A 25,615-nucleotide genomic window follows, 5' to 3' on the forward strand; every position below is an offset into this window, starting at 1 on the left:
CAGTAAATAGAATTTAAAAGAATGAATAAGAAAAGGTGTTTGAAATGAAATCGTATATTGTAGTTGGAGCTGGAATTTTAGGAGCGTCTACTGCTTATCATCTCGCTAAAGAGGGAGCTAATGTTACTATAGTTGATCGCCAGGATTTAGGGCAAGCAACGGATGCAGCAGCAGGCATTGTATGTCCATGGCTTTCGCAACGACGTAATCAAGCTTGGTATAAAATCGCAAAAGGTGGAGCCCGCTATTACGCTTCTTTAATTAAGCAATTAGAAGAAGATGGCGAAACAGATACAGGTTATAACCGAGTAGGTGCTATTAGCTTACATACAGATGATAAAAAGTTAGATCAAATGGAGCAGCGAGCATATAAAAGGCGCGAGGATGCACCAGAAATTGGTGAAATTACTCGTCTATCGCCAGAGGAAACAAAAGAATTATTCCCGCCGTTATCGGAGAAATATGGAGCTGTACATATAAGTGGTGCCGCTCGTGTAAATGGAAGAGCACTGCGTCAATCTCTTGTAAATGCTGCAAAAAAACATGGTGCTACTTATATAAAAGGAGATGCTGTTTTAATTCATGAAAACAATTATGTTAAAGGTGTTCATGTGAATGGTGAAATATTAACGGCAGATCAAGTAATTGTCACTGCAGGAGCGTGGGCAAATGAATTGTTAAAACCACTTGGTGTTAACTTTCTTGTGACTTTCCAAAAAGCACAGATTGTTCATTTACATATGCCAAACACGGATACTGAAAATTGGCCAGTTGTAATGCCGCCAAATGATCAGTACATTTTAACTTTTGAAGATGGCCGTATAGTTGTAGGAGCAACGCATGAAAATGATACTGGTCTTGATTATCGTGTTACAGCCGGTGGTTTACATGAAGTCTTTGATAAAGCATTGTTTGTGGCACCAGGGTTAGAAAATAGTACGATGTTAGAAACAAGAGTTGGTTTTAGACCATTCACACCAGGTTTCCTTCCAGTTATCGGTCCACTACCTAATTTTAAAGGTATACTCGTTGCGAATGGTTTAGGTGCTTCTGGATTAACAGCAGGTCCATACTTAGGTTCTGAACTTGCGAAACTTGCTTTAGGACAGCCAATAGAATTAGATTTAAGTCATTATGATGTAGCCGGTGCAATTGAATAGTTATTACAAAAAAAGATTAGGAGCAATTACCTAATCTTTTTTGTTTCTTTTTTCATTACCCGAAGTAAATTTTATGTGTGCAGAGGGAATTTTGAGTATTTTAGAGAAAAGCTATATGAATTGTAAGTTTGAAATTTAGGAGATTAAGGAGTTGCCTTAGGTGGATAATATTGAAATAAGAAGACCCATTCTCAGTGATTATGAAGAGTTAAAACAACTTTTTCATACAGTTATTATCGATACGTTTGCTAGAGAAGGTTTATCAGATTGGGCTGATGACATAGAAAATGAAATTGAAGCTAAAAAGCAGTACTTAAAATGTGACTTTGATAGCGATGGGGAAAATCGATATTTTTTAATCGCTGTAGATAAACGTTGTAATAAAATTATCGGTACAATTGAGTTTGGGCCATCTAGCAAACTGATTCATGAGTGTACAGATGGCGTATTAAAAGACTTGTATGAGGTGGGGACTGTATTTGTACTGCCGAATTATCAAAGACGCGGCATAGGAAATTTGCTTTTAAATGTGGTACTCCTTACCTTATTAGGGAGAGGGATTACAGAATTCTGTTTGGATAGTGGGTATACGAACGCACAGAAGATATGGAAGAACAAATTTGGAGAGCCTAACTTTTTGCTACAGGATTATTGGGGCGAGGCGTGTGATCATATGATTTGGAAAAAACGTATCAATGATATACCTATAATATTTAGTAGATAGCAAAAAACGGTATTTTCACTCAGCACGAATAGCTTTTCTTACATACATGTGCTATTATTTACCTTTACAATAAAAGAGGACGTGAAGCAACTTGATTAAAATTGATTTACCTACAGTTGATGTTTCAATCACAGAAAGAAAACAAGTAATAAAAGGCGATGAGCCAAGAATCACTCCAATTCATGGATTCATTGATTTCCACCTGTTCCCAAGAGATAAAAGCGGCATTTTTATGTTTTATAACATTAATGACGAACTTCTTTTTGTTGGGAAAGCACGTAAAATAAGACAGCGTATTAAAAAGCATTTTGAAGACAACGTTTCACCAATTAAAGCACATCGTGATGAAGTATACCGCATTGATGTATGTATTGTAGAAGATGCAATGGAAAGAGAAATTTACGAAACATATATTATTAACGAGTTTCAAGCGAAGTACAATGTGGATAAGGTATTTTATAAATAAAATAAGAGCAATTTAAAACATGATCTTAGTACTATATTAAGGTCATGTTTTTTTATTTAATAAAAAATATCGGATCCCCTTAGACTATTCGACAAAATATAACAATACAAAAGATTGTTTTTTGCTATGATAAGTAAAAAATTTATATATTGTGTTATTGGGGGATGAAAAGGATGTTGAAAAAATTTACTACATGTATTTTAGGTGGCGCTTTAGTATTCAATTTATCTGGTTGCGGAAGTACATCTGACAAAACTTCTTCAGAATCTAAAGAAACTACTTCTAAACAAGAAGAAAAGAAAGTGCAAACAACTGAAGAGACGAAAACGAAAGAGAATACAAAGCCGAAAAATACAGAGCAAACAAAAGAGAAATCAAAAATAAAAGAAAAAGAGTATACTTTAAACAAGAATTTTCAAACACCTAAATTTGATGTAACTGTAAAAAGAGTTGTAGAAAGAGATAAGGTTGGTAAAGAAAGTATAGGGATCCAAGAACCTGAAAATGGACATGTCTTTATTGTTTTAGAAGCGGAAGGAAAAAACATTACAAACGAACCGATGAAATTAGCCGTTTTACCATCAGTTGATTTAGTGGATGAAAATGATAATGCTTACCAAAGTGATGTGTGGGCAACTAGTAGTTATGAGGTTGAAAAAGGTGAGACCTCTACTATTACTAAGGAATTAAAACCTGGGGATGTCAAGAGAGAAAATAAAGTTTATGTGATTAATAAAGAAAAATTTGATACAGGAAAATGGTATGTACTTGTGAATCATGAGTATAAAGAACAAATTAAATAGTGTTTATATGTTAAGAGGAGATGTCTCCTCTTTTTTTGGTGTCTAAAAAATCTTTTAACCTTTGAATTCCTAGCTCTTTCCTTCATAACAACTAAAAACAAACATATACTGGTACAAGCAAACAAGAAAGGAGATCACCATGAACTGGTTAGAAGCTTTTATATTAGGAATTATCCAAGGGCTAACCGAATTTTTACCTATAAGCAGCACGGGTCATTTGTATTTAGGAAGACATTTATTTAACTTAGATGAAGCAGGTCTTTTCTTGGACACGATGCTTCATATCGGTACCCTGCTAGCAGTGTTTATTTATTATAAAAAAGAGTTTATTTATTTAATTAAAAATCCATTTTCAAAGCTTACGTTTTTACTCATTGTTGGAACAATCCCCGCTGTTATAATCGGTCTATTATTTAAAGATTTCTTTGAAGAGATTTCAAAGACAGGTGTCACAATCGGATGGGAGTTTTTAGTGACAGGTTTGTTTTTATATATGGCAGAGAAGCAAAAAAATGGACGTAAGAAAATGGATGACATTACATATCAAGATGCTTTCATTATTGGTTCGTTTCAAGCATTTGCTATTTTTCCAGCAATCTCTCGTTCTGGTATGACAATTGTCGCTGCGCTTTGGAGAAAATTAGATCGTGAAACAGCAGCATATTTTTCATTTTTGTTATCTACACCTGCTATCGTAGGCGCTATCGTTTTACAATCTGTGGACGTGTTTCAAGGGAAAGCTGAAACGATTTCAAGCACGTCGTTAATCGTTGGTACTTTATCCGCAGCATTTTTCGGATATATTGCAGTATCTTGGATGATTCAATACTTAAAACAGCATTCTCTTAAAGTGTTCGCGTATTATGTATGGGCTTTAGGTGTTTTAATTTTAACTTTACAGTTCACTGACGTATTTTAAGTTAGGTCTTGTTTGATGGAACATTATTAGCATTTTTATCGAAATTGCATGCGAATTATTTGTTCACGAAGTACTTATAATGAAAGGAGAAGATGAATACATGTTGATAAAAAAATCCTGTTGCGCAATGTTATAGCAGGATTTTTTATTTTATGATTCTATTAATATGCCAGGGGAATACAAAAGAAAATGAAAAATTATATTTTAGTGTCATGAAAGTAGCGGAAATATCTTTTGGGAGGTAAAAAATGTTAGGAAAAGCAATCGTTATTGGCGGAAGTATAGCTGGGAAACTAGCAGCAAAAGCTCTATCAGATTTTTTTCAAGAAGTAGTTATTTTAGAAGCAGGCGAAGAGTGGAATGAAAAAAGTCCTCGAAAAAAAGTGCCACAAAGTTATCATCCTCATGTGTTATTAAAAGGTGGTGAAGTAGCAATTGAGAAATTATTCCCTGCAATTATGACCCAATTAAAAGAAGATGGGGGTATCGTAAATAATTTTACTGGAGATTTGAGATGGCATCATTTTGGTTTATGGAAACAACCATTTATTGGAGAATTGAATGCGATTCAACAGAGTCGTCCTATGCTTGAGTGGCATATACAAAAAAGAATGCGTCAAGTAAATAATATTACAACGAAATATGAAACAATGGTGGAACAATTGTTAATTGATACGCACCGTAACAAAATCTCTGGTGTGAAAACAAAGTGTTTAAAAACAGGAATGAAAAAAGATCTTCACGCAGACCTAGTTGTTGATACGAGCGGATTTGGTTCAAAAAATATAGAGTGGTTAAAAACACATGGCATAGAAGTAAAAGAAGAAAAAGTATGGATTCAATTGTTTTACGCAACTAGGGTATTCCGTCTAAAACAGAATGAACGTCCTGATTGGTGTAATTTACTTATTTCTCCTAGCTTTCCTGAAAATCCTTATGGTGCCTTTATTCAAACAATTGAAGACAATCGATATTTCGTAACTTTTAGCGGATACGCCAATGAGAATGCACCAAAAACAGATGAAGAGTTCCTTGCATTTGCTCATAAGTTACCTGCACCAGATGTCATTCATTTCTTTGAACAAGCAGAACCGATTACAGATATAAAAATACATAAAATTCCATATCAAGTACGTCGCCGATTCGATTTAGTGAAAAATATGCCAGAAGGGTTCTTAGTAATGGGAGATGCTCATTGTCGTTTTGATCCGGTTTTTGGACAAGGGATTTCTGTTGCTGCTATGGAGGCTGAAGAATTACACATGTGTTTAAAGAATCGAAAAAGGTTAGAAAAAGGGTTTACTCGTAACTTTTATAAACGGATTTCGAAAATTATTGCAACGCCGTGGGAAATGGTTACTACAGAAGCATTTCGTCATCCTAAGATAAAAGGAGAGAAGTCTTTTATACAACCACTTCAACAATGGTATACGAAGAAAATATACCAGCTTTCTGCGAATAATCCAGACATTTATATTCGTTTAGTCAAGGTAATGAATCTTATGCGTAGTCCTCTACATCTTTTTCACCCTAAGGTATGGTTTGCTATTCTTACAACTCGACAAAAATAAAGAAGGTTAATGCTATTACTTTATAGTAGGGAATTAACTACTAAATGGCGAATTTATAATAGTTAATTGAATAAAAAAGGAATGAATTATGAATGGAAATATACATAGAAAAATTAAAGGAACAAGATGCAGAAGAATTGTTTGCTTTTGAGTGTTATAATAGAGCCTTTTTTGAAAAGATGGTACCAAATCGTGGAGAGGACTACTATGTTTATGAAACATTTCAGCACAAACATGATGAATTGTTAAAAGAACAAAAAGAGGGCATTTCCTACTTTTATCTCATCAGGAATATGGAAAAAACAATTGTAGGTCGAATAAATTTAGTAGATATAGAGAAAGATAGACAGTTAGGATATCTTGGTTATCGTGTAGGAAAAAATTTTGTTGGAAAAGGAATCGCAACTAAGGCTGTCCAATTACTCCTAATTCAAGCAGCAAAAAATCAAATTACTGAAATTCATGCAAAGACAACAAATAATAACATTGCTTCACAAATAGTATTGAAAAAAAGCGGCTTTTCACAAACCGCAATTGATAAAAAAGTTATAGAATTAAATGATCAAAAGGTTAATTTCATTCATTACGTTTGGAAACATACTAAAATATTACAAAAGAAATTTTAAAACAAAAGGGGATCAATGCAATGAAGGACTTACGTTATCCAATTGGGAAGTTTACTTATGAAGGAAATATTACGGAGGAAATGATAGAAAAGTGGATTCAAGAAATTGAAAATCTCCCTAAAGAACTGACAAAAGCAATTAAAGATTTAGATAAAGATCAGCTAGATACACCGTATCGAAAGGGTGGGTGGACAGTACGGCAAGTTGTTCATCATGTGGTTGATAGTCATATGAATAGCTATATTCGTTTTAAGTTAGCTCTTACAGAAAATAACCCAACAATTAAGCCATATATGGAAGAGAAATGGGCAGAACTCCCTGATTCAAAATTACCTGTAGATGTTTCTCTTGTATTATTAGATTCCTTACATAAAAGATGGGTAAATTTATTAAATTCTTTAGAACAGGAAGATCTTGAAAAAACTTTTAATCATCCAGAATCAGGTGAAACAAAACTAGAGGTTGCAATTGGATTATATGCTTGGCACGGGCGTCATCACACTGCACATATTACTTCTTTACGGGAAAAATCAGGGTGGTAAGTACCATGGAAGTCATATTAGAAAGAGCAATCGAGTTTGATGCAGAATCTATTTTTAATATTCAAGTACAAGCATTTAAACCGTTATTAGAAAAATATAAGGACTATAAAACGAATCCTGCTAATGAAACGATTGATAAAGTAATTACAAGAATAAATCATCCTAATGGTAGATTTTATAAAATATTAGCTAATCATACTCTTGTCGGAGCTATTTGTGTATTTTGGAAAGAGAAGACGACACAGTTTTGGATTAGCCCTATGTTTATTCTGCCTAATTATCAAGGGAAAGGGATCGCTCAGAAAACACTCACTTTAATAGAGAAGATGTTTCCACAAGCAACGAGTTGGGAATTAGCTACAATCTTAGAAGAAGAACGTAATTGTTATCTATATGAAAAAGTAGGTTACATTCAGACAGGGTTAAGAAAGAAATTGAATGATCATACAACACTTGTTTACTATAAAAAGATATTATAAAAATAGATTTTAAAAGGATAGATAAAGCAGAGTATATCTGTTTTATCTATCCTTTTATTTTGGCCTTATATAAACGTTTTTGTATTTTTAAAAGGAATCAGTGCATGTTGTTCCAAAATATACGGGGTTAATACTTTTATTTATGCATAAAAATACAAAAAATTATTTCGTTGTGTATTTTACTAATGCTTTTTGAACGCTTAAAATACTGTCATCACTTTTAAATTCTTTTGTGATTGGTTCATGCATACTAGATAGCCAAATTTTAAGTTCTGCATCTAAATCAAAATGACCTGCTGTTTCGATACTAAACTGTGTGATACTTTTATATGGAATAGAATGATATTCTGTTTTCTTACCAGTTACTCCTTGTTTATCTACTAAAATCATTCGTCGATTTGTAAACACAATTAAATCTCGAATCAATTTATACGCATACTCAACTTGTTCATCATCAAGCATAATCTTTTGTAAGTCACGCTCTACATTTTCTGTACTCGTATCAGATGCATTTCCTAAAATACCGCTAAATAAACCCATTTGAAATTCCTCCTTCTTTATGATCTTTGGAATGAGTTTCTTTTATTGTAGCACGTTATAGACTAAGAGATTCTTACAATGCAGCAATAGTTTTTTTAAGTGAATACAACGAATTTATTGGTATTTCATCATAATATCTTGTGCTAAAATATAAGTGTTTATAAAATTAAGAAACAAACGCAGAGGGAGTATACATGAAAAATATCGGTTTAGTATTAGAAGGCGGAGGCATGAAAGGATTATATACAGCTGGTGTACTCGAGTACTTTATGGAAAATGATTTATTTTTCCCATATGTAGTTGGAGTATCAGCAGGAGCATGCATGGGGGCAACTTATGTATCTCGCCAAAAGGGAAGAAATAAAAAAGTAAATACAGAGTTAGTTTCTGATCATCGTTACATATCTTATCGAAATTTCATACGAAAACGAGAATTGTTTGGGATGGATTTTCTTTTTGATGAAGTGCCTACTAAAATTGTACCGTTTGATTTTCAAACTTTTTTACATACAAATGAGCAATTTGTTATCGGAACAACGGATTGTGAGACAGGAGGAGCTGTCTATTATAATAAGCAAGAGCACGGGAATGATATATTAAAAATTATTCGTGCATCAAGTTCTGTACCATTTATTGCTCCAGCTGTAGACTATGATGGTAAAAAGCTTTTGGATGGGGGAATTATTGATCCTATTCCTGTTCGAAAGGCGCAAATAGACGGATATCAAAAGAATGTTGTTATTATGACGAAACCGGAAGGGTATGTGAAAAAGCGTAATAAGTTTTCATCTATGGCGAAATATTTATATAGACGATACCCGAAAGTCTCTGAACTGTTAGTAGAACATTATCGGTTCTATAATGAAACCATTTCCTATATGTCTTCAGATCCACAAAACGAGAATTTCTTTGTCATTCAACCAAGTGTACAACTTCCTGTTAGTGGGATTGAAAGAAATAAGGATAAGCTTGTTAATTTATATAATCTTGGATATCAGGATGCAAAGGATCAGTATGAGCGGTTATTAGAATGGATAGAGAAATGAACAAAAAAACACACAGACTATATTGTTTGTGTGTTTTTTTGTTCATAAATTATACAACATTAGTACCATGTCTATATAGGGATTTATTTATAAAGAAAGAAGTATTAATTATATAATGCGATATTGGAGGGAAGAGGAATGAAGTCAATACTAAGTTCTAAGATAGCAGAACTTACAGATCAATTGATTAACGGAGATATACGAGCTTATCACACATTTTTAAATGAACTCAAAACAAATAGGACGCCATTTATAGAAACTTGTCCAATGAATAGTCAGTATCATCTTATTACTTACATATGGCTAGGCGATCAAGACACAGAAAATGTTTATGTATTTGGTAGTTATCCTGGTTGGGACCTTGATGCCAATCAACTCGAACAGCTTTTAGATACGAATGTTTGGTACAAAACATTTAGAACGAATAAAAAGTTTATTTCTACCTATCACTTTTCAGTTAATGATTATTTTGAAAACAATTGGGTAGCGCGTAGTAAACAGTATCAATTAGATCCATTTAACAGTCATATATTCGGAGGAGGAACAGATAAAGCAGCTATTTTAGAAATAGGAATGGAAACGCAGTACGATAAAAGATTCCCTAAAAATTATTATCCTCAGGGAAAAGTTGAAACATATTCTTTTTACAGTTTTATTTTAGGCAATACACAAAAAATCCATATTTACACACCTCATCGTTATTCTCTTACATCAAGCCTTCAAGATCTTATCATCACATTTGATGGAAACTCATTTATGCAAAATCTTTCAGCGCCAGCAACACTTGATCATTTCATTCATAATCAAGAAATACCTTCGTGTATTATTGTTGGAATTGAGCACGTAGATCGATTGCAGGAACTTACTTATAACGATAAAATGAACACGTTTTTAATAGAAGAGCTACTTCCTTGGATTCAAGCGAAATATTATGTGTATAAGGATCCTTCGCACATAACAATTGCAGGATTAAGCCTCGGTGGCCTAGCGGCATTTTATGCAGCACTTAAGAATCCTCATATTTTCGGGAATGTACTATCATTGTCAGGTTCTGTATATTGGAAAAAGGATGGTCACGAAGAAGAAATCCCTTGGATGGAGAAACAATTTTTATCAATTAGTAATACGCTGAGATTACGTATGTATATGGCGGCTGGAACACTTGAGAACGAACCGCTTTTAAAAGCTAATAGAAGCCTATCTAAGACACTTAGAGAAAAAGAATACCAAATTATCTATAGTGAGTTTCAAGGCGGTCACGACGAAATCTGGTGGCGAGAGCAACTTGCTGAGGGGATAGTATCGTTAAAACATTCAAGGACGTTATCTTAAAAAGAAAGGGAGAGGGAAAATATGAATGAATTGGGATTGTTGCTAATGTCTAAAAATCGCTTTTGAATGTATTAAATGAATATATAGTCTTAATATAGGTGGAAAATAGAGAAGAGGCGCTATATTTATCAATGCAATGTACATGTAAAAATACAAAAAATAATTATAAGTAATCATAGATTACTAAGATTAAGAATCAAAGCAAACAAATAAGATTGTATAGAAAACCCTAAATTTAACCATATTTAATAAACGGGATATAAATATGAAAAACTGTAGAAATACTGGAGAAAAACTTACATGTACGAATTTTAAATAGTTTTAATAACAAAATGAAAATTATTTAATTGATCGTGTCGTAATTTTATGGCCATCTGGAACATTTATAATTCAACTGATTTTTAACTTGAAAATTGCTGTGAGAAATTTCATCGTAAATTAGCAATGAAAACTGAGGAATTTTAAAAGAAAAATATTTAAAGCGAATTTCATTAAAAATCTCCGTTTCATCTCAATTTGTATAGTTTACTTGCATTTAGAGACAGAGAAATACTATTTTTCTATAACTACCTATAATATATATTATGTTAACTGTAAAAATGAAAGTAACTTATCTTTATTGTATTTACCCCTCTTTTTGTCTGGCGACACAAACTTGGGGACTTTTATGTATATGATACTTCAACTAAATTAGTACCCAAGTTTGTGCTGTCCTATAATTTGTTATTGGTAAGTATGCCGGTATCATTTCACCAACCCCTAAGTTCTTATTATCTATAGTCCAAGAAATCTTTTTCCAGTCTAGAATACCTTCTTCTGTTTTTTTTTAGGATTATTATATAAATATGTATCAGATAATTCAGCGAGAAAAACAAATAAACCACCTGATGTAGCTTTGAAAGAAAGATTGATCAAAAGTGAGCTACAAACGTTGATTTTACAATAGTAGAAACCCACTCATTTTGAAAAAAGGTTGATCAAAATGAGTGGGTTAACTTTTTACACACGATTAATTTCTATAAAAAAGATTGATCATTTTAGTCTTCGATTTTTAGAAAATTCTCATGGTTGTATCGTATAAAATCACTTATTCTCTTAATAGTAAGACGAGCTGTTTCATTAAACTTGATATGCAAAGGATTAATTGATTCAGAGAGTTCCCTAGTACTGTCAAGATTCTCACGTGTAACAGCAAACTTTTCTAAAGTATTGGGACAATTATATTTTTTAAGAACTAATTCAGTTTCTTCTAGGAGCAGATACATGGGCTCTTCCCCAAAATACTGTAATCCAGTTTTGATTGCTGACCAAATTTTAGGTTGGGCCCTAAAATAGGCACTCCACCAATAGAACTCACACTTTGATTCAATTGCATGATCATAATATACATGAAATACAAACAACGCTTTCTGTCCAGCGGTTAGCTCTTTATAAAAAAGTTCTTTTGAAATGTAACTATTTTCTGGTTGTTTAGCCATTCTTTTTTTATACTCCAGAATCAACGGTTTAAAACAAGCATTAAGCAAGGCTTCATCAGCTAAGGAATCGAACTCCTGTCTTTTCATTTGTACTATCATTCAATCACTCCCTATTGAATATTATACAATGATTGAAATAAATGATTACATAATATTCTAGAATAAATTCCACTGTTGCTTAATGATGCAAATCGATTGTTTTTTCTCAACATGAACCGTCTTTTTCATATAAGTCCCAACTAAATTGCTACGATTGTTGCAATATCAATGATTCATTGATTGGTAGTTTTGTGTCGCCAAACATCTTTTGATCGTTACCTAATAAAAAAGATTAGTGTCAGAACGCAACACACTAATCTTTGAAAGGATTTTAATTTGAATGAATTTGTTCAAATTGATTTTTGAATTCTAAATCGTTTTTTAACCAACTTTTAAATGTCGATTTGCTAATGCTGAGGTATTCGCAAGACTTATTTATAGATTTGTACTTCTGATATTGTATAAGAAAATCATTTTTTCTTTGAGCGACAGCCGATTTTGTTCTCTTTAATTTTCTATCATGTAATTGTTCCGAATCTGAGGTTTCCATTTGAAATATATCATATTTTCTTTGCAAAAATAATTCTTTATCTTTATAGATCCAATCAGAGAAAAGTTTAATTGTTTTTCGCCCGCTGAGAATTACACGATAATGAGTTTTTTTATTTATGAAGTTTGGTTTGAAGTTTCGCTCTTGTAAGATTTGGATTAAGGAATGCATAAAGCTATATGATCCCCCGACAAAACTTACTGTATACGTTGGGTAATTTACATAGCCATCTCCATCAAAATATCCTCTAACGAAATGATGTAGATGCTCTTGTGGGACAAATGTGAATTGTACGTTGTTTGATTTACAAGGCGTGATTCCATGTAAGTTCATTAAATCGCTTTTCATTATTTTGCTATTTAAATTTAACATGTAAACACCAGTTTTTTTGTTTTGATACAGTGGCTGGTCTGAATTGAGTTCTATTTTTATATCTTCTAAGATACTGGATTCTTTTTGAGAAATACTTACAGTTTGGTTATCCTTTAAAATGACACCATCTGCAATGAAGAAACCTAAAATGTACGCCATGTTGTTAGACCAATACTTAAAGTAATCTTCCTTTACATTATATTTGCGTTTCCAGCTCCCTCTTGCTCGCTTTTCAACATTGTTATCTGTTAAAACCATCCGAACATATCTAGGTGAGACATTAGCTAATTTTGCGATATTTGACGTGCTCTCCCCTTTTAAATAAAGCTTAATCATTTCATCTTTTTCCAGTGTACATTTAGACTTCTTTTTGCTCCTGTCAACCATTTTGATTCTCTCTTTTCAATAGATTTAAATTAGGTGTGCACCTTCTTCTATATCATATAAAAGAACTGATGTTCTGTCTATTTTAACTAGTGGAATTGGAGTAACATTTTTATTCACTGTAGATCTTCATACCCTCCCTCTTTTCTGCTGCTATCTGCTCTATTTTTGTAGTAACTATATAGCGTATTTCCTCGAGTTCTCTTCTGAGAATTATTTTTAGATCATTTAATTTATAGAATTTTTAAATTAAACAGAAATATCCCCTTTTTCTTCTTGATTTGTATAAAATATATCCTTTAGTATAGATGTATAAATCTAATTGTATCTATTTTGTTTACATGAATCCTAGATGATTAGATTTATGTAATAAAGGTTATAAAAATTTAGGAGGGGTATGTGTGTTTTCGAAATGGAAAAAAGGTTTCGTAACTACTTTATTCGCATTAACAACGTTTTCGACAATGGCATCTGCTGAAGAATTACCTGCTGATCAACAAAAATGGCAGAAATGGGTTAGTGAACATGCAGCTAAATTACAGGAACCAACTACTGCTAGTTCTAATGAGGATTTATCTTTTTTAAAGAAAAACTTACAAGACAAACGTATTGTCTTATTAGGTGAATCTACTCATGGTTCAACCGAAATGAATCAATCTAAGGTTCGGATGATTAAGTATTTGCATGAAGAAATGGGTTATGATGTGATTGCATTTGAATCAGGCTTTGCAGAAGCGAATGCTGTGTATCAAAATATAGATGATTTAACAGCTGAACAAGCTATGAAGAAAGCTATTTCTGGAGTATGGCATACAGAAGATGTGGAAGAATTATTTCAATACATAAAAGAACAAAAAGAAAAAGGAACGCCCCTTATTTTAACGGGATTCGATATACAAATACCGTGGAATGCCTCTACTGCTACATTTACAACAACTGCAAATGAATGGATTAGTAAATTGAATCCTGAAATAGGGAAACTTCTCGTAGAAGCGGAAGATGAAATAGTAAAATACCGTTCCGTTTCTTCTTATGAAGAATTCCAAACGATGCAGTCTTCTCTTTTGCTTAAATACGAAAAAGTAAAAGAATTCATTCAACAGCATTCAAATGATTTAAAACAAGTAGCGCCTAAAGCATCCTATGATGTAAAACTTCTAGAAAAATCAGTCAGTATTCGAATTGATACGCTGAAAACGCATATTCCAAATGAAGTAAAACCGAGATTTGGAATCCCATTTGATTACGCTAACTATAATAATTATTCGTTATACTCACGTGATCAAAAAATGGCGCAAAATTTAGCGTGGCTTAGTGAGCTGCAATTTAAAGGTGAAAAAACAATAGTTTGGGGGCATAATTATCATATTCGAAATCAAAATTCTAAAATGATTCAAGATTGGACTGAAACCTACAAATATGGATTCGTAGGACCAAACATGATGGATTATCTGCCAAAGCGTATAAAAGACCAAATGTATACTATAGGTTTGTTTGCATATAGCGGAAGTAGCCTAGACTCTACAGATAATAAAACTATTATCTATGTAAAGGAAAAACATGAAGCCAATAGCATTGAGCAAATTTTAAAAGCTGCGCACCATCCGCAAGTATTTGTAAATTTAAAAGGTGAGGAAAATCGCCCTGAAACTTCTTGGATGTATACGCCGATTATAGGACAGTATTGGGGAGCAACAGATGAAATTATGATACCTAATCAACAATATGATGGGATTCTCTGGTTAGAGCATATCACGCCTTCTCAGATTAAATAAAACGAAAAGCGCACCATATATTTCATTGGTGCGCTTTTTATGTATACCTCTTTATAAAAGATATAGTGATTTTCTATAAAGCTCTTCTCTCCTTTAATGTCTAAGGAAAGACCCTTTATATAGGTGTTTAAGAATCTTATGTATTATACAAATCAGATGGGATTATTCCTTTTTCTCCTCATTTGTATTTCCGTAAGCAAATACCTCAAAAACGAATTCACATAGACCAACAACTACTTCCCCAATTACTTCGTGCATTTTCCCACACTCCTCTTTTTGTAAATCTATCTTAAGTATATAAGCAGGATGTTTTTAAGTGCTATTGGAGAAGGTGACATGAACATTACAAATTTGTAATGTTTCGTTTCATTCTGCTGCTTTTTAATTCTCTTTCGAATTAAAGTGGCGTGTACTATATATTGTTTATACGTGAGTTGTCTAACCTGTTAAATTCTTTGCAGTCATATTCTACTAATGTATTATTTATAATGACACATTTATGTTCTAATACATGAGGTTCATTGAGCATTTTAGGTAGAAAGTGAGGTATCATCTTCCCTACCCCATAATTGTATTCACTAAGTATCCATGATACGTCTTTCCAGTCTAAAATTCCTTCGGTTGTCTTTTTAGGAGTCTCATAGTAAAAATTATTAAACACATCTACTACATACGCATACATGCCACCTGAATATGTATGATCTACTTCCCATGTAATGATACCTTTGAAATGAATTTGATTGTTTTTAACGTCAATATCCGTTTCTTCTTTTATTTCGCGAATTGCGCTTTCTAATGGCGTTTCTCCGCTCTCTATTTTACCACCCACACCATTCCATAATCCCTTAACAGGATCGTATTCTCTGTTTAACATGAGTATCTCTTCATTTCTTCTAATAAAACATAAAGTGTGTTTGTACAAGTTTTCCCCTCTCCTTTATAAATCTAAATTTAATTCTAACAAATAAAACTATATTTTTTTATTTTCATTTAAAGATAAATTTTAACATCTACATTTCTATATTTTTAGTAATTATCCTAACGTTTCCGTCGATTCTTCCCCGCGTTTTAATTTGCTAGCTTCTTACTTCTTTTTCGAATTTATCCAAACCACTTCTTTTATTGTCTATAACATAAAAATAAAGAGTATCTCAAATAGAAATACTTTTTATTTTTATGTTAGTTTCATTTGTTTTCTGGAAATAGCTTATTGAACAATGAATGAGGAACCGTTTTTTTAATTAACAATTCGTAAACTTCAGCACCAACATCATGTAGAGTTACATAGGCAAAGAAATCTTCTGTTGTATCCAACAACGAAAATGTGTTTTTAAGTCTATTCATTACATTGATTCCTATTAAAACCAGCTGCTCTTCAAAAAACGATTTATGAAATGCTATCTTTCTTTCAACATTAAGTATTGGATGCTCCGTATTTATACAATAGTATGCATTTGAGATTTCTTCTAATTGTGGGGTGGTTAATTCATTGAAAAAGGTAAACGGAAATGATGAATCATGGTACCGAATTCCATATAAGCTATTAAGCTCTTTTTCTGATTCATCAGAATACCATTTGTCAACTATCTTTCGGTATGCCTGTTCGGTATTTATTGATATACCAAAATAGCCTCCCTCAGTATCGACATACAATGCGAGTACAAATACATCTTTATTATTTTCGGAATGAGAAAATTTTTCTATGACATTAGAACATGTCTCAAAAAATAAATCTTCAACATACTTAAAATCAGCTAAAAATATATCTTTTTCATTTGAGATATCTTCAAAATATTCAATAGTTTTTTCAGGAGTATAAACAATAAAACCTTTTTGAGTTGACTCCCAATCTCCATTAATGACTTGTTTAAGAAATGTGTTATAATCCATGGTTTTACCCCTTTTTCCATTTGTTTTTATGTACTATTTGTTTGTAATAACGACAAGAAAATATATAAGACGTTTTTAATATTAATGCAAAGCAATCATTACTTATATAATCGTATAGTCATCAAAATATTGATCGATACTTTGTAGCTTTTCTACTTTAAAATTTATAATAGCAAAAGAACTCTCTTCTAGATGTAACTTTTCATCTAATGTAATAATGTTGTCGTCTTTATCGATCAATATAAACGAATAAACACCCTCTAGAGTAGCTGTTACCTTTCCTAACGCTTTTTTATCCAACCAAATAGACAATCCTGCGAACAAAGAAGCAGTAACAATCACTTTATTCTCTATTAATTCAATTTTAGTATAGTCTGGACTATCAATATCGGATAATTCAACGTAATTACATGCCGATTTCCCGTATTCTTTTTTAAAATAGTCAATGAAACTACTAATAAACATTTCTTTGTTATTCAAATTTTCTAGTATTTCTCCACTTTCATTCAGGATAAGTTCCTCTAGTCTTTCGTCTGTAAATATTTCGCTATATACTTGCATAGTTCTCCTCTCTAATCCCCTATTTTCCTGTACAAAATAATTAAAAGGTTACGATTTGCTTTTTTATTTCATCACTATGTTGAGTCGATTGCTCTAATTTATTTTCAGTGAGGTATTCTTGGTTATCAAGTATCTTTCATCTTATACTGATTTCATCTTGAAATTATAGCCTTATTACTTGTGAATAATTGTTCCATTAAAAATATATGGTACAGTTTCTTTTCTTTGCAATAGACCTTTTACATGTTCCGGCAGTCGTAAATATGTTTCTGCAGTTTGTAATTCCATCCATTTAACTTCCTCGATTTCTTCGGGTCTTGATATATGTATTTCTCCACCAACAATTTTCCCTACAAAGTTGATAAATATAGCGTGGTGCCCTTTTTCTTCAAAAAACGCTTCACTTATTGCGAAAATCCCCTTTACCTCTATATCTAACCCTGTTTCTTCTTTTACTTCGTGAATTGCTGCTTCTTCTAGAGTGTTTCTCCAGCCTCGACTGCACCACCCGGTAAAGTAAAATAAGAACCATTTTCTCCTATATTTTTAACCATCAATACTTTTTCTCGAAACTCATCATAAAATAATACGTATGTTACAGCTACTTTTTTCATAGGAACCTCTTTTGTTGATTTCTAATATACAGTTCTCTATAAAATGAGGTATCCCTTGTTATTAAATTTAAAATACTATTATCAAGAATAATAACGAATATATCTTTATTAGTATTTAGTGAGACGTATTCTACGTGTAAATTATAACTCATAAAATAACCGGGAATGAAAAATTTAAATCCATCTAAAAAGAGCCTTCATGTTTGGGGCTCTTTTTAGATGGATTAAGCTACTTTTCGATATAGCTTTTGTGTTGCTTTCTTTTTCTCTTTGCTCGGTGGTCGAATGAAAATAGCGATAATAAAGGATACAATACATAGTATACCGATTGTAATGAAAGTTGGCTGAAATCCACCTAATAGCGCTCCAATGAACGAACCAGCAAGTGCCCCGAAGCCAAATCCCTGATATACGATCCCGTAATTTGTACTATGATTCTTTAAACCAAAGAAATCACCCACGATTGCTGGAAATATGGTAATGTTGCCTCCGAAACAAAATGCAACACTTGCAACACAAGTAAAATAAATAGCATAGTTTAAACTCATAAAGCTGAGTGTGAAAACAGATAAGCCAATTATAATAAAGGTTGCTGAGACAATCTTTAATCGACCTATTTTATCTGATAATGTTCCGAGAACAATTCGGCCTGCAGTATTAAAAATTGCAATCATTGCAACGGCATTAGCTGCAGTTGCTGCACTAAGCCCTACGAGTTGAACTCCGATATCTTTCACCATACCGATTAAATATAGACCACTCATGCATGATGTAAATAGCATAAAAAACAATAAATAAACTTGTTTTGTGCGCAACATTTCTTTCGGTGAGTAGTTATTACTTAATGTTTCAGATACTGTTTCATTTGTCACAGCTTCGCGCAAGAAGTAAGATCCCGCAAGGACTAAAATTAATACAATGATGCCCCAATATAAAAAAGCTTCCGAAACACCAACTGTATCAATGAACCTTCCATTCACGTATTTAAAAATTAAGCTGCCCATTCCATATGCTGAGACTGATATACCAGAAATTAAGCCTTTCCGATTTGGAAACCACTTAATTAAATTTGATAATGATGTGATATATGCTGTACCATCTGCATACCCTACCACGACACCAGCTAGTAAATAAAGTAGTGGTAATGAGGAAACTTGTGAGCTAAGTATTAATCCAATCCCAAGAATAATTCCTGACGTTGCGATAAGTTTACGAAGTCCCATTTTTTGTTGTAATTTACCTGCAAATAAAGTTGAAAATGATAAAGAAAAGCTCGTAATTGAGAAAGTTATCGCCACAGCATGAAGTTCCCAGCCAAATTTACTTACTAAAGGTTGATTAAACAAACTCCATGTATAAATCGTTCCAAGACCAATTTGCACAATGATTGTGCCTAGGACAATAAGCCATGGATTTACAGATGCTTGTTTCATGCGAACTGTCCCTCTCTTATCATGACATGATTTATCACAATTTAGTATGTCCATGGTGAAATACAAGATACGAATTTAAAAATGGAAATTAAATTTGTATCTTGTATAAAATAAACAAAAAGACGCTTCATTAAGAAACGCCTTTTTGTCGACTAGAGTATATACGGGTTTATTGTAAAAAAGCTGTGTTAAGATAAGACATTTTCAGATGCTTATATACATATGGTACCAAATGCTATCTTTATTTTTATGGGGCTTGAGATGTATTTTTCTTTCATAAGAAAGTCGTATAATTAATATTCGATTTCCTCATAATCTTTTGGCTGGGGAACAGTTTGCATATTTGCCGCATCTTTTGGATCACTATATATAGCATTTTGTTCGGTACTCATATCTTTTACATTTTGTTTATTATTTTTGTTCGGCTGCTTTTTCATTCAGGCTCACTCCTTTTTTATAAAAGTAGTTATGCCCTAATTGAGTCATTTTTACTGACACAAAATGTATCAGCGACTAAATTGCTAAATTCTCGTAAATAATACAGATAATTGTCTCCTCCATAGTTATATTTTTTGTTATACATTTTGGCAACGACAATATTATACTCGGGAATAACTAAAATCGTGGGTCCTGTATTCCCTAATATTTGATACGAACCTTTAGGAACTCTTTCGCCAAGTTCGCTTTGTAAAGCTGGTATGTTTTGTACAAACCAAAAGCACCCGTTTTGTGGTAAGTCTGTGTTTTCGTATTTTGGACTTTGAAGGCTTGTTGCAATTTTAATGACCTCTTTCGGTACAATTTGTTTTCCGTTTATATACCCTTCATTTAAATGCAAACTCCCCCAATAGACGAATTCTCTGGCAGAAACAAAAAGATTTTTTTCTGTTCCATCATCTAACATCCCAGTACTACAAATTGCTTCTTCGTAGGGATTTACTATTACTTTTACCAAATTCTCATCATGCTTTTTTCTCCATCCGGTTTCTTTAAAGCCTGCAGGTATAAAGATACGTTCTTTTAATAATGCAGGAAAGCTTTTATTGTATAGCTGATAAATAAGGTGTGTCATCATACGTACGTTAATATCTCTATATGCCCACCCTTTTCCAGGCTCGAATTCTCGATAAATGGTCCCGTCTTCTTTTTCATTTAAACCATGTGAATGAGTTACTAGATGTCTTAAGGTTGTCTTACCAAGCAAATTTTTATCATAGTTTTTAAAATAATCTGCTGCATAATCATCCAAGTGCTTTATTTTCCCTTCATATAGTGCATAAGCAACTGCTAAACCTAAATAACTCTTTCTAGCTGAAGCAACATTAAATTGTGAAGAGGCAGTTACCTTTTGGCTATTCGGAGAGTTCGAATGGTTGCCGCTATAGTATTCTAGTACTATTCTATTATCTTTCATAATACAAAGTGCTGCTGCAGAACTATCATTCCGTTCTTTTATATCTTCTACCCATGAAACTAATTTCTGATATGTATCCAATGTATGATTCACCTCGATATGAACTCTATATCGAATATTAAATTCGTTGGAAACAGAAATTACCCTTTAATTTTTCTATTCTATAAAACGAAAGAAAAGTGCTTTTGTAGTCCAATCATGTATATGCACTTTTCTTTCATCCAAAATTCACCCATGTTTCAAACTTAAATGAACCACCAGCTCCAGCAACCAAAGCAACCAAAGCAGCCGAAACATCTGAAACATCCACCGCAACGTCCGCATCCGCCACAACGCCCGCAACCACCGCAGCGTCCACAACCGCCGAATTGTTGACGAGCATCTTCTTGAACATAATAATATGGATATTGATTTTGTTGATCCCAATACACAACATTTCCAGCTTGATAATCATTTAAGTTCAAGGATTGCAGTTCTTGTTGAAATTCATTCATTTGTATGACCTCCGTTTATAAGTTAAAGCTTCTATCCAGCATAATTCATCGATGTTTTTCAATATTCTTTTGCTTGTTTAAGCTACGTAATAAACAGCGCTAAATATAGAAATATAGACTAATTGCAATACGTACAACAACAAAATATGAGCTTTTACTGGGTGATGTACCTTGTTCGGTTGCCTATTTTTAGATAGCTTATATATTGGGTTCGTCTTTATAAATGAAATGATGAAAGAAATTTTACAAATATGAAATTAAGATGAGGATCTTATATTCTTTGTAGGAGCATGATCAGAAGTGTACTTCTTTTGTCCAATCAAGGTGAATCAATTATTTTATTTGAGGATGACGACTCTCTTTAATGGTTATTAAGAATAAGTTGGGTACTATGCAGTATTATTAACACTTAAGTACCCAGTAAATGCTTTATAAATTGCTAATCCAACAATTTGATAAATCTCCTTTTTGTACCTTTTCTATTAATCTTTGAACAGAGGGTTCGGGCATTATTTTATATGTAATTAGATTTTCATTATTAGGGATAATCCAATGAAATTCCAAATGAGGTTCTTTAGAAATCGGTGTTATATCACTGTACAAGTCTTTACTATAAACTTCGAAAACATGGTTAATTTCATAATGAAGATTCTCACTATCTTGCCACTCGTTTTCAATCACTCCTAGAAAGCGCTTAACTTCACAATCTATACCTATTTCTTCTTTCAGTTCGCGAATTAATGCGTATTCTGCAGGTTCTCCTAATTCTACATGGCCACCTGGTAGAAAAGAATGATGCCCTTTGTAATTTGCTATTAAAAGTTTGTTATTTTTTATAATAATCCCTCTTACAATATGATGGAATTTTGTTTTCATTAGGTTCCTCCTCTTTATGTAGTAACTGCTTTATAGTATTTATTTTTTGTTCTTCTATAACGATCGTGAATAGATTTTGATTACATTTGTCCGAAATACCCATTTAGTAGTGGAATAATGTAAATCATCGGTGTTTCGTAGGGATGAATGCGTTTAATAACTGCCAGTGCCTCTTTTACTATTTCTCGTTTACACCTTATTTCCACTTTACATATTTATCTAAATTGCATACTTTGTTTCCACACCTTTTCTTCATTAAAATTAAATAAGTAAACGATAAACTTCTTCTCCATCATAAACATGACCAAGATCTACAAAACCATAGCTTTCATATAATTTTTTTGCTCGGGTGTTTTCTTTGTGAACAGTTAGACGAACTTCTTTACACTGAGAGAAATGATGGGTAATCCATTTAATCATTTCTATTAAAGTAGATTTTCCGTATCCTTTTCCTTGATATTTTTCATCAATCAAAAAACCATTAATCCAATACATATCTTCTGTATTTCTATCAAAGGCATGCATAATAAACCCAACCATAATTTCATTATCATATATAGCAAATGGTATATATTCTACGTTATCGCCATCTGGTTTTACATATATTTTCGCAAGCGATACAGCCACAGGTGGCACAAACTGTTTTTGCTTGTTGGATACTTGCAAATTTAGTGCTTCTTCCCAGTTTTCTCTTGTTACGATTTTTAATTGTATGTTTGCCATATGTAGCTCCTTTGGAATAACAGATTATGAAATCGTTGAAAAGTACTTATATGAATTGAATTTACAAAAATAATTGGTACGAAAAAACCTCATTCATTTTTATTCTTTTTTTATATTCGTTTCATTCCATTAATCTCCTTTTTCTCATATAGATTTTAAAACATCGAATGTGATTTATTTACATTGTTTGTTCTTTTAATACATATGTTTTGATCTTTTTCACTTTTTATATGTGCGAGTATAACGCCAAATAATGTTATGCCACCACCAAGTATAGATAACACAGTTGGAACTTCCCCTAACCATATCCAACTAAGAAAGCATGCAAACGCTGGCGTTAAATAAAGTGAGCTCGTTGCTTCAGAGGCCCCAGCATGAGAAGTTATATAAGCTAAAGCGATATAAGGAAGTACCGTTGGAAAAAGACCTAAATACACAGCACTAAAAGTAACTTCTATAGGAGCTTTTACTATTTCAGAGCCGAGCCCTGGTAAAAAGATTAGCATGAATAAAGTCCCTGCCCATATCGTATATACAGTAAACGGTAAGCTTCCATACTTTTTGAGGAATGGTTTTTGAAAGACAAAGAATAGACTTTCTGAAAATGCAGCAAGCAGTATAAGTAGTATGCCAGTCTATCCATCCCTATAATTTGAATTTTTCACGAAAAAATATACAAGCAAGAATTGCAGTAAAGATAGGGGTAGTAACTGATACAATCAAACTTGCGGGGCCAGCGCTCACACTTTGCTCTCCATAATTTAAGGCGATATGATAAACAGTAAAACCTAAGCCGCCTAGTATGAATATTACTGGTATGTCTTTTAATTCTGGTAGACGCATTTTACTTATGATTGCCAAAATAAATAAAGCGAATGAAGCGATTAGTAAACGTAGTAGTGTAAGGTGTTCCGGTGTATACGCTTCAAGACCAACACGAATTCCAGGAAATGCAGAACCCCAAAGAACAATCGTAATGCAGTGCGCGAATAAAATACGGAAATTCCATTTACTATTTTTCATATCATTCATTCCTTTCATATAGAAAAGCCAACCACTTTTCTCTTTCCAATTATTTCTTTTCATAATATTCAATCGTTGATAAAATGTCTTCAACCACTTCTTTAATAAAAAACCAACCACTTTACAGTTCATTAGTGGAAAAAAGGGAGCTTTTTATGAGTACGTATGATCAAAAGTTGAAAAAACAACCTCCTAAGTACCAACAGATTATGGATTATATGAAAGAAAAGATTACAAATGGCGAATGGCCCATAGGTAGCAAAATCCCAAGCCAACGAAAATTGGCACAGATATTTGATGTAAATCGAAGTACGGTAATTACTGCATTAGAAGAATTAACGGCAGATGGTTTAATCAAAGGAAAGATGGGTATGGGTACAATTGTGGTCAATAATACATGGACCCTATTAGCTACTGACCCACCGCCTAATTGGGATGAGTATGTAAAAGCAGGTTTACATAAACCAAGTAAAGGAATGGTTCAAGAAATTAATAAAGCGGAATCAAATGAAAAATTCATTCATCTTAGTAAAGGTGAACTTGCTTCTGATATTTTCCCATTAGAAACAATGCAATCAGTCATGCAAGAAGTATCTAAAAATCTCACTGTTTTTGGATATGAAGAACCAAAGGGTTTTCTACCTCTACGTGAAGCCATCAGTAATTATGTAAGTTCATTTGGCATTCATGTTTCGCCACCTTCAATATTAATCGTCTCTGGAGCCTTACAAGCATTACAGTTAATATCTGTTGGTCTTCTATATAAGGGATCCACAGTTATACTCGAACAGCCTTCTTACCTCTATTCGCTTCATGTATTCCAATCAGCAGGAATGCGGTTATCAGGAGTGTCCTTGGATTGCCCAAAAGCTATACCAAGTGAATTATTTAGAAGGAATAAATTTACTAGTGAAAAAACAATTTTATATTCTATTCCTAGTTTTCATAATCCAACAGGAACTTTAATGTCAGAAATGCGGCGAAAAGAACTTTTGAAAGTGTGTGAGAAAGAACGACTTCCTGTTATTGAAGATGATATTTACCGAGAATTATGGATTGATGAACCACCTCCTTTCCCGTTAAAAGCAATGGATAAACACGGACATGTATTATACATCGGTAGTTTATCTAAGACACTAAGTCCAGGTTTAAGGATTGGATGGATTATCGGTCCAGAACCTGTAATTGAACGATTATCAGATATAAAAATGCAAACGGATTATGGCTCTAGTTCTTTATCACAAAGAGTTGCTGCTGAATGGTTATCTAGCGGCTTATATGAGAGACATGTAGAATCTGTGAGAAAACAGCTACAGGAGCGCAGACACGTGATGCTTCAAGCATTGAATATATACTGTAAGAATATTGCAGAATGGAATGTTCCTAGTGGTGGATTTTTTATATGGTTAAAAATAAAACCGAAAATCTCAATGAAAAAACTATACACAAAGGCGTTATCTAAAGGAATACTCCTTAACCCAGGACGTATTTATGGAGAAGAGTCTGATCAGCACATTCGACTTTCGTATGGCTATGCATCTGTGGAAGATCTTACAAAAGGAATCTATCAATTAAGTGAAATTATTCGAGAATTAATGGAATCATAGGAAAATCCTCTTCCTTATAGGAAGAGGATTTCGGATGCATAAATATCGTTTTTCATATCAGTAATCTATTATTGAACTTCAAGAATTCATTTGGCCTTTGTGCCAGATGCGAAATCAGTATAATAAATTTCATATGGAGCATTTCCAGTTACAACGAATGCACCTTTTCCTTTA

At 32.8% G+C, this 25,615-nt stretch carries 25 protein-coding genes and 3 pseudogenes; 13 read left to right on the forward strand and 15 right to left on the reverse strand.

All coding sequences use genetic code 11. From position 1 onward, the window contains the following. The first annotated feature begins 44 nt into the window (after positions 1 to 44). From KFD70_RS04985 to KFD70_RS05025, 9 genes are all read left to right on the forward strand, one after another. The gene (locus KFD70_RS04985; protein WP_336451083.1) at positions 45 to 1,160 is read left to right on the forward strand and encodes an NAD(P)/FAD-dependent oxidoreductase; all 1,116 of its coding nucleotides are present in this window, start codon (positions 45 to 47) and stop codon (positions 1,158 to 1,160) included. A gap of 160 nt (positions 1,161 to 1,320) precedes the next feature. Continuing rightward, positions 1,321 to 1,884 carry a GNAT family N-acetyltransferase gene (locus KFD70_RS04990; protein WP_336451084.1) on the forward strand — a complete coding sequence of 188 codons (564 nt, stop codon included), beginning with the start codon at positions 1,321 to 1,323 and terminating at the stop codon, positions 1,882 to 1,884. A gap of 91 nt (positions 1,885 to 1,975) precedes the next feature. Next, the gene (locus KFD70_RS04995) at positions 1,976 to 2,350 is read left to right on the forward strand and encodes a nucleotide excision repair endonuclease (RefSeq protein ID WP_336451085.1); all 375 of its coding nucleotides are present in this window, start codon (positions 1,976 to 1,978) and stop codon (positions 2,348 to 2,350) included. Positions 2,351 to 2,523: 173 nt separating this feature from the next. Continuing rightward, positions 2,524 to 3,153: a hypothetical protein gene (locus KFD70_RS05000; protein WP_336451086.1), complete on the forward strand. Its 630-nt coding sequence runs from the start codon at positions 2,524 to 2,526 to the stop codon at positions 3,151 to 3,153. Between the two features lie 139 nt (positions 3,154 to 3,292). Beyond that, positions 3,293 to 4,072 carry an undecaprenyl-diphosphate phosphatase gene (locus KFD70_RS05005; RefSeq protein WP_336451087.1) on the forward strand — a complete coding sequence of 260 codons (780 nt, stop codon included), beginning with the start codon at positions 3,293 to 3,295 and terminating at the stop codon, positions 4,070 to 4,072. A 248-nt stretch (positions 4,073 to 4,320) separates the two neighbouring features. Further along, positions 4,321 to 5,643: an NAD(P)/FAD-dependent oxidoreductase gene (locus KFD70_RS05010; RefSeq protein ID WP_336451088.1), complete on the forward strand. Its 1,323-nt coding sequence runs from the start codon at positions 4,321 to 4,323 to the stop codon at positions 5,641 to 5,643. Between the two features lie 92 nt (positions 5,644 to 5,735). After that, complete coding sequence (locus KFD70_RS05015; RefSeq protein WP_336451089.1) at positions 5,736 to 6,269, forward strand: GNAT family N-acetyltransferase; 534 nt, start codon at positions 5,736 to 5,738, stop codon at positions 6,267 to 6,269. A gap of 20 nt (positions 6,270 to 6,289) precedes the next feature. Next, positions 6,290 to 6,811, forward strand: a complete 522-nt coding sequence (locus KFD70_RS05020) for a YfiT family bacillithiol transferase (RefSeq protein ID WP_336451090.1) — start codon at positions 6,290 to 6,292, stop codon at positions 6,809 to 6,811. Between the two features lie 5 nt (positions 6,812 to 6,816). Continuing rightward, the gene (locus tag KFD70_RS05025; RefSeq protein ID WP_336451091.1) at positions 6,817 to 7,290 is read left to right on the forward strand and encodes a GNAT family N-acetyltransferase; all 474 of its coding nucleotides are present in this window, start codon (positions 6,817 to 6,819) and stop codon (positions 7,288 to 7,290) included. 162 nt (positions 7,291 to 7,452) lie between these two features. Here the strand turns inward: KFD70_RS05025 and KFD70_RS05030 are convergent, their stop codons facing one another. Beyond that, positions 7,453 to 7,830 carry a PH domain-containing protein gene (locus tag KFD70_RS05030; RefSeq protein WP_336451092.1) on the reverse strand — a complete coding sequence of 126 codons (378 nt, stop codon included), beginning with the start codon at positions 7,828 to 7,830 and terminating at the stop codon, positions 7,453 to 7,455. Positions 7,831 to 8,024: 194 nt separating this feature from the next. On the opposite strand from KFD70_RS05030, the gene KFD70_RS05035 reads away from it, so the two are divergent. Continuing rightward, complete coding sequence (locus KFD70_RS05035; RefSeq protein ID WP_336451093.1) at positions 8,025 to 8,876, forward strand: patatin-like phospholipase family protein; 852 nt, start codon at positions 8,025 to 8,027, stop codon at positions 8,874 to 8,876. Between the two features lie 138 nt (positions 8,877 to 9,014). Then, a complete protein-coding gene (locus KFD70_RS05040; RefSeq protein ID WP_431612975.1) occupies positions 9,015 to 10,208 on the forward strand; it encodes an alpha/beta hydrolase in 1,194 nt (397 codons plus the stop codon). Between the two features lie 1,037 nt (positions 10,209 to 11,245). Here the strand turns inward: KFD70_RS05040 and KFD70_RS05045 are convergent. Beyond that, complete coding sequence (locus tag KFD70_RS05045) at positions 11,246 to 11,785, reverse strand: hypothetical protein (protein ID WP_336451094.1); 540 nt, start codon at positions 11,783 to 11,785, stop codon at positions 11,246 to 11,248. Positions 11,786 to 12,056: 271 nt separating this feature from the next. Next, positions 12,057 to 13,034, reverse strand: a complete 978-nt coding sequence (locus KFD70_RS05050; RefSeq protein ID WP_336451095.1) for an LAGLIDADG family homing endonuclease — start codon at positions 13,032 to 13,034, stop codon at positions 12,057 to 12,059. A gap of 398 nt (positions 13,035 to 13,432) precedes the next feature. On the opposite strand from KFD70_RS05050, the gene KFD70_RS05055 reads away from it, so the two are divergent. Beyond that, complete coding sequence (locus tag KFD70_RS05055; protein WP_336451096.1) at positions 13,433 to 14,806, forward strand: erythromycin esterase family protein; 1,374 nt, start codon at positions 13,433 to 13,435, stop codon at positions 14,804 to 14,806. Positions 14,807 to 15,218: 412 nt separating this feature from the next. On the opposite strand, the gene KFD70_RS05060 is transcribed toward KFD70_RS05055, so the two are convergent. From KFD70_RS05060 to KFD70_RS05115, 12 genes and pseudogenes are all read right to left on the reverse strand, one after another. Next, the gene (locus KFD70_RS05060; RefSeq protein WP_336451097.1) at positions 15,219 to 15,728 is read right to left on the reverse strand and encodes an NUDIX hydrolase; all 510 of its coding nucleotides are present in this window, start codon (positions 15,726 to 15,728) and stop codon (positions 15,219 to 15,221) included. Positions 15,729 to 15,991: 263 nt separating this feature from the next. Next, positions 15,992 to 16,696 carry a hypothetical protein gene (locus KFD70_RS05065; protein WP_336451098.1) on the reverse strand — a complete coding sequence of 235 codons (705 nt, stop codon included), beginning with the start codon at positions 16,694 to 16,696 and terminating at the stop codon, positions 15,992 to 15,994. Between the two features lie 102 nt (positions 16,697 to 16,798). Next, positions 16,799 to 17,257, reverse strand: a complete 459-nt coding sequence (locus KFD70_RS05070; RefSeq protein ID WP_336451099.1) for a hypothetical protein — start codon at positions 17,255 to 17,257, stop codon at positions 16,799 to 16,801. Between the two features lie 174 nt (positions 17,258 to 17,431). Then, positions 17,432 to 17,871, reverse strand: a pseudogene (locus KFD70_RS05075) (NUDIX hydrolase). A 224-nt stretch (positions 17,872 to 18,095) separates the two neighbouring features. Continuing rightward, positions 18,096 to 19,304, reverse strand: a complete 1,209-nt coding sequence (locus KFD70_RS05080) for an L-lactate MFS transporter (protein WP_336451100.1) — start codon at positions 19,302 to 19,304, stop codon at positions 18,096 to 18,098. Positions 19,305 to 19,597: 293 nt separating this feature from the next. Further along, positions 19,598 to 19,741: a hypothetical protein gene (locus KFD70_RS05085; RefSeq protein ID WP_336451101.1), complete on the reverse strand. Its 144-nt coding sequence runs from the start codon at positions 19,739 to 19,741 to the stop codon at positions 19,598 to 19,600. Positions 19,742 to 19,770: 29 nt separating this feature from the next. Next, positions 19,771 to 20,799, reverse strand: a complete 1,029-nt coding sequence (locus tag KFD70_RS05090) for a serine hydrolase domain-containing protein (protein ID WP_336451102.1) — start codon at positions 20,797 to 20,799, stop codon at positions 19,771 to 19,773. A gap of 164 nt (positions 20,800 to 20,963) precedes the next feature. Beyond that, complete coding sequence (locus tag KFD70_RS05095; protein WP_336451103.1) at positions 20,964 to 21,212, reverse strand: heterocycloanthracin/sonorensin family bacteriocin; 249 nt, start codon at positions 21,210 to 21,212, stop codon at positions 20,964 to 20,966. A 429-nt stretch (positions 21,213 to 21,641) separates the two neighbouring features. Continuing rightward, positions 21,642 to 22,088, reverse strand: a complete 447-nt coding sequence (locus tag KFD70_RS05100) for an NUDIX domain-containing protein (RefSeq protein ID WP_336451104.1) — start codon at positions 22,086 to 22,088, stop codon at positions 21,642 to 21,644. 80 nt (positions 22,089 to 22,168) lie between these two features. Then, a pseudogene (locus tag KFD70_RS05105) lies at positions 22,169 to 22,300 on the reverse strand (cytochrome C biogenesis protein); the annotation flags it as partial. Positions 22,301 to 22,349: 49 nt separating this feature from the next. Then, on the reverse strand, positions 22,350 to 22,811 hold the full coding sequence (locus KFD70_RS05110; protein ID WP_336451105.1) for a GNAT family N-acetyltransferase: 462 nt from the start codon (positions 22,809 to 22,811) through the stop codon (positions 22,350 to 22,352). 155 nt (positions 22,812 to 22,966) lie between these two features. Next, positions 22,967 to 23,834, reverse strand: a pseudogene (locus KFD70_RS05115) (DMT family transporter). Between the two features lie 155 nt (positions 23,835 to 23,989). Here KFD70_RS05115 and KFD70_RS05120 point away from each other — a divergent pair. After that, positions 23,990 to 25,441, forward strand: a complete 1,452-nt coding sequence (locus KFD70_RS05120) for an aminotransferase-like domain-containing protein (RefSeq protein WP_336451106.1) — start codon at positions 23,990 to 23,992, stop codon at positions 25,439 to 25,441. The last annotated feature ends 174 nt before the right edge of the window (positions 25,442 to 25,615 follow it).

This window comes from Bacillus pfraonensis (assembly GCF_050768835.1).
Taxonomy (GTDB): Bacteria; Bacillota; Bacilli; order Bacillales; family Bacillaceae_G; genus Bacillus_A; species Bacillus_A pfraonensis.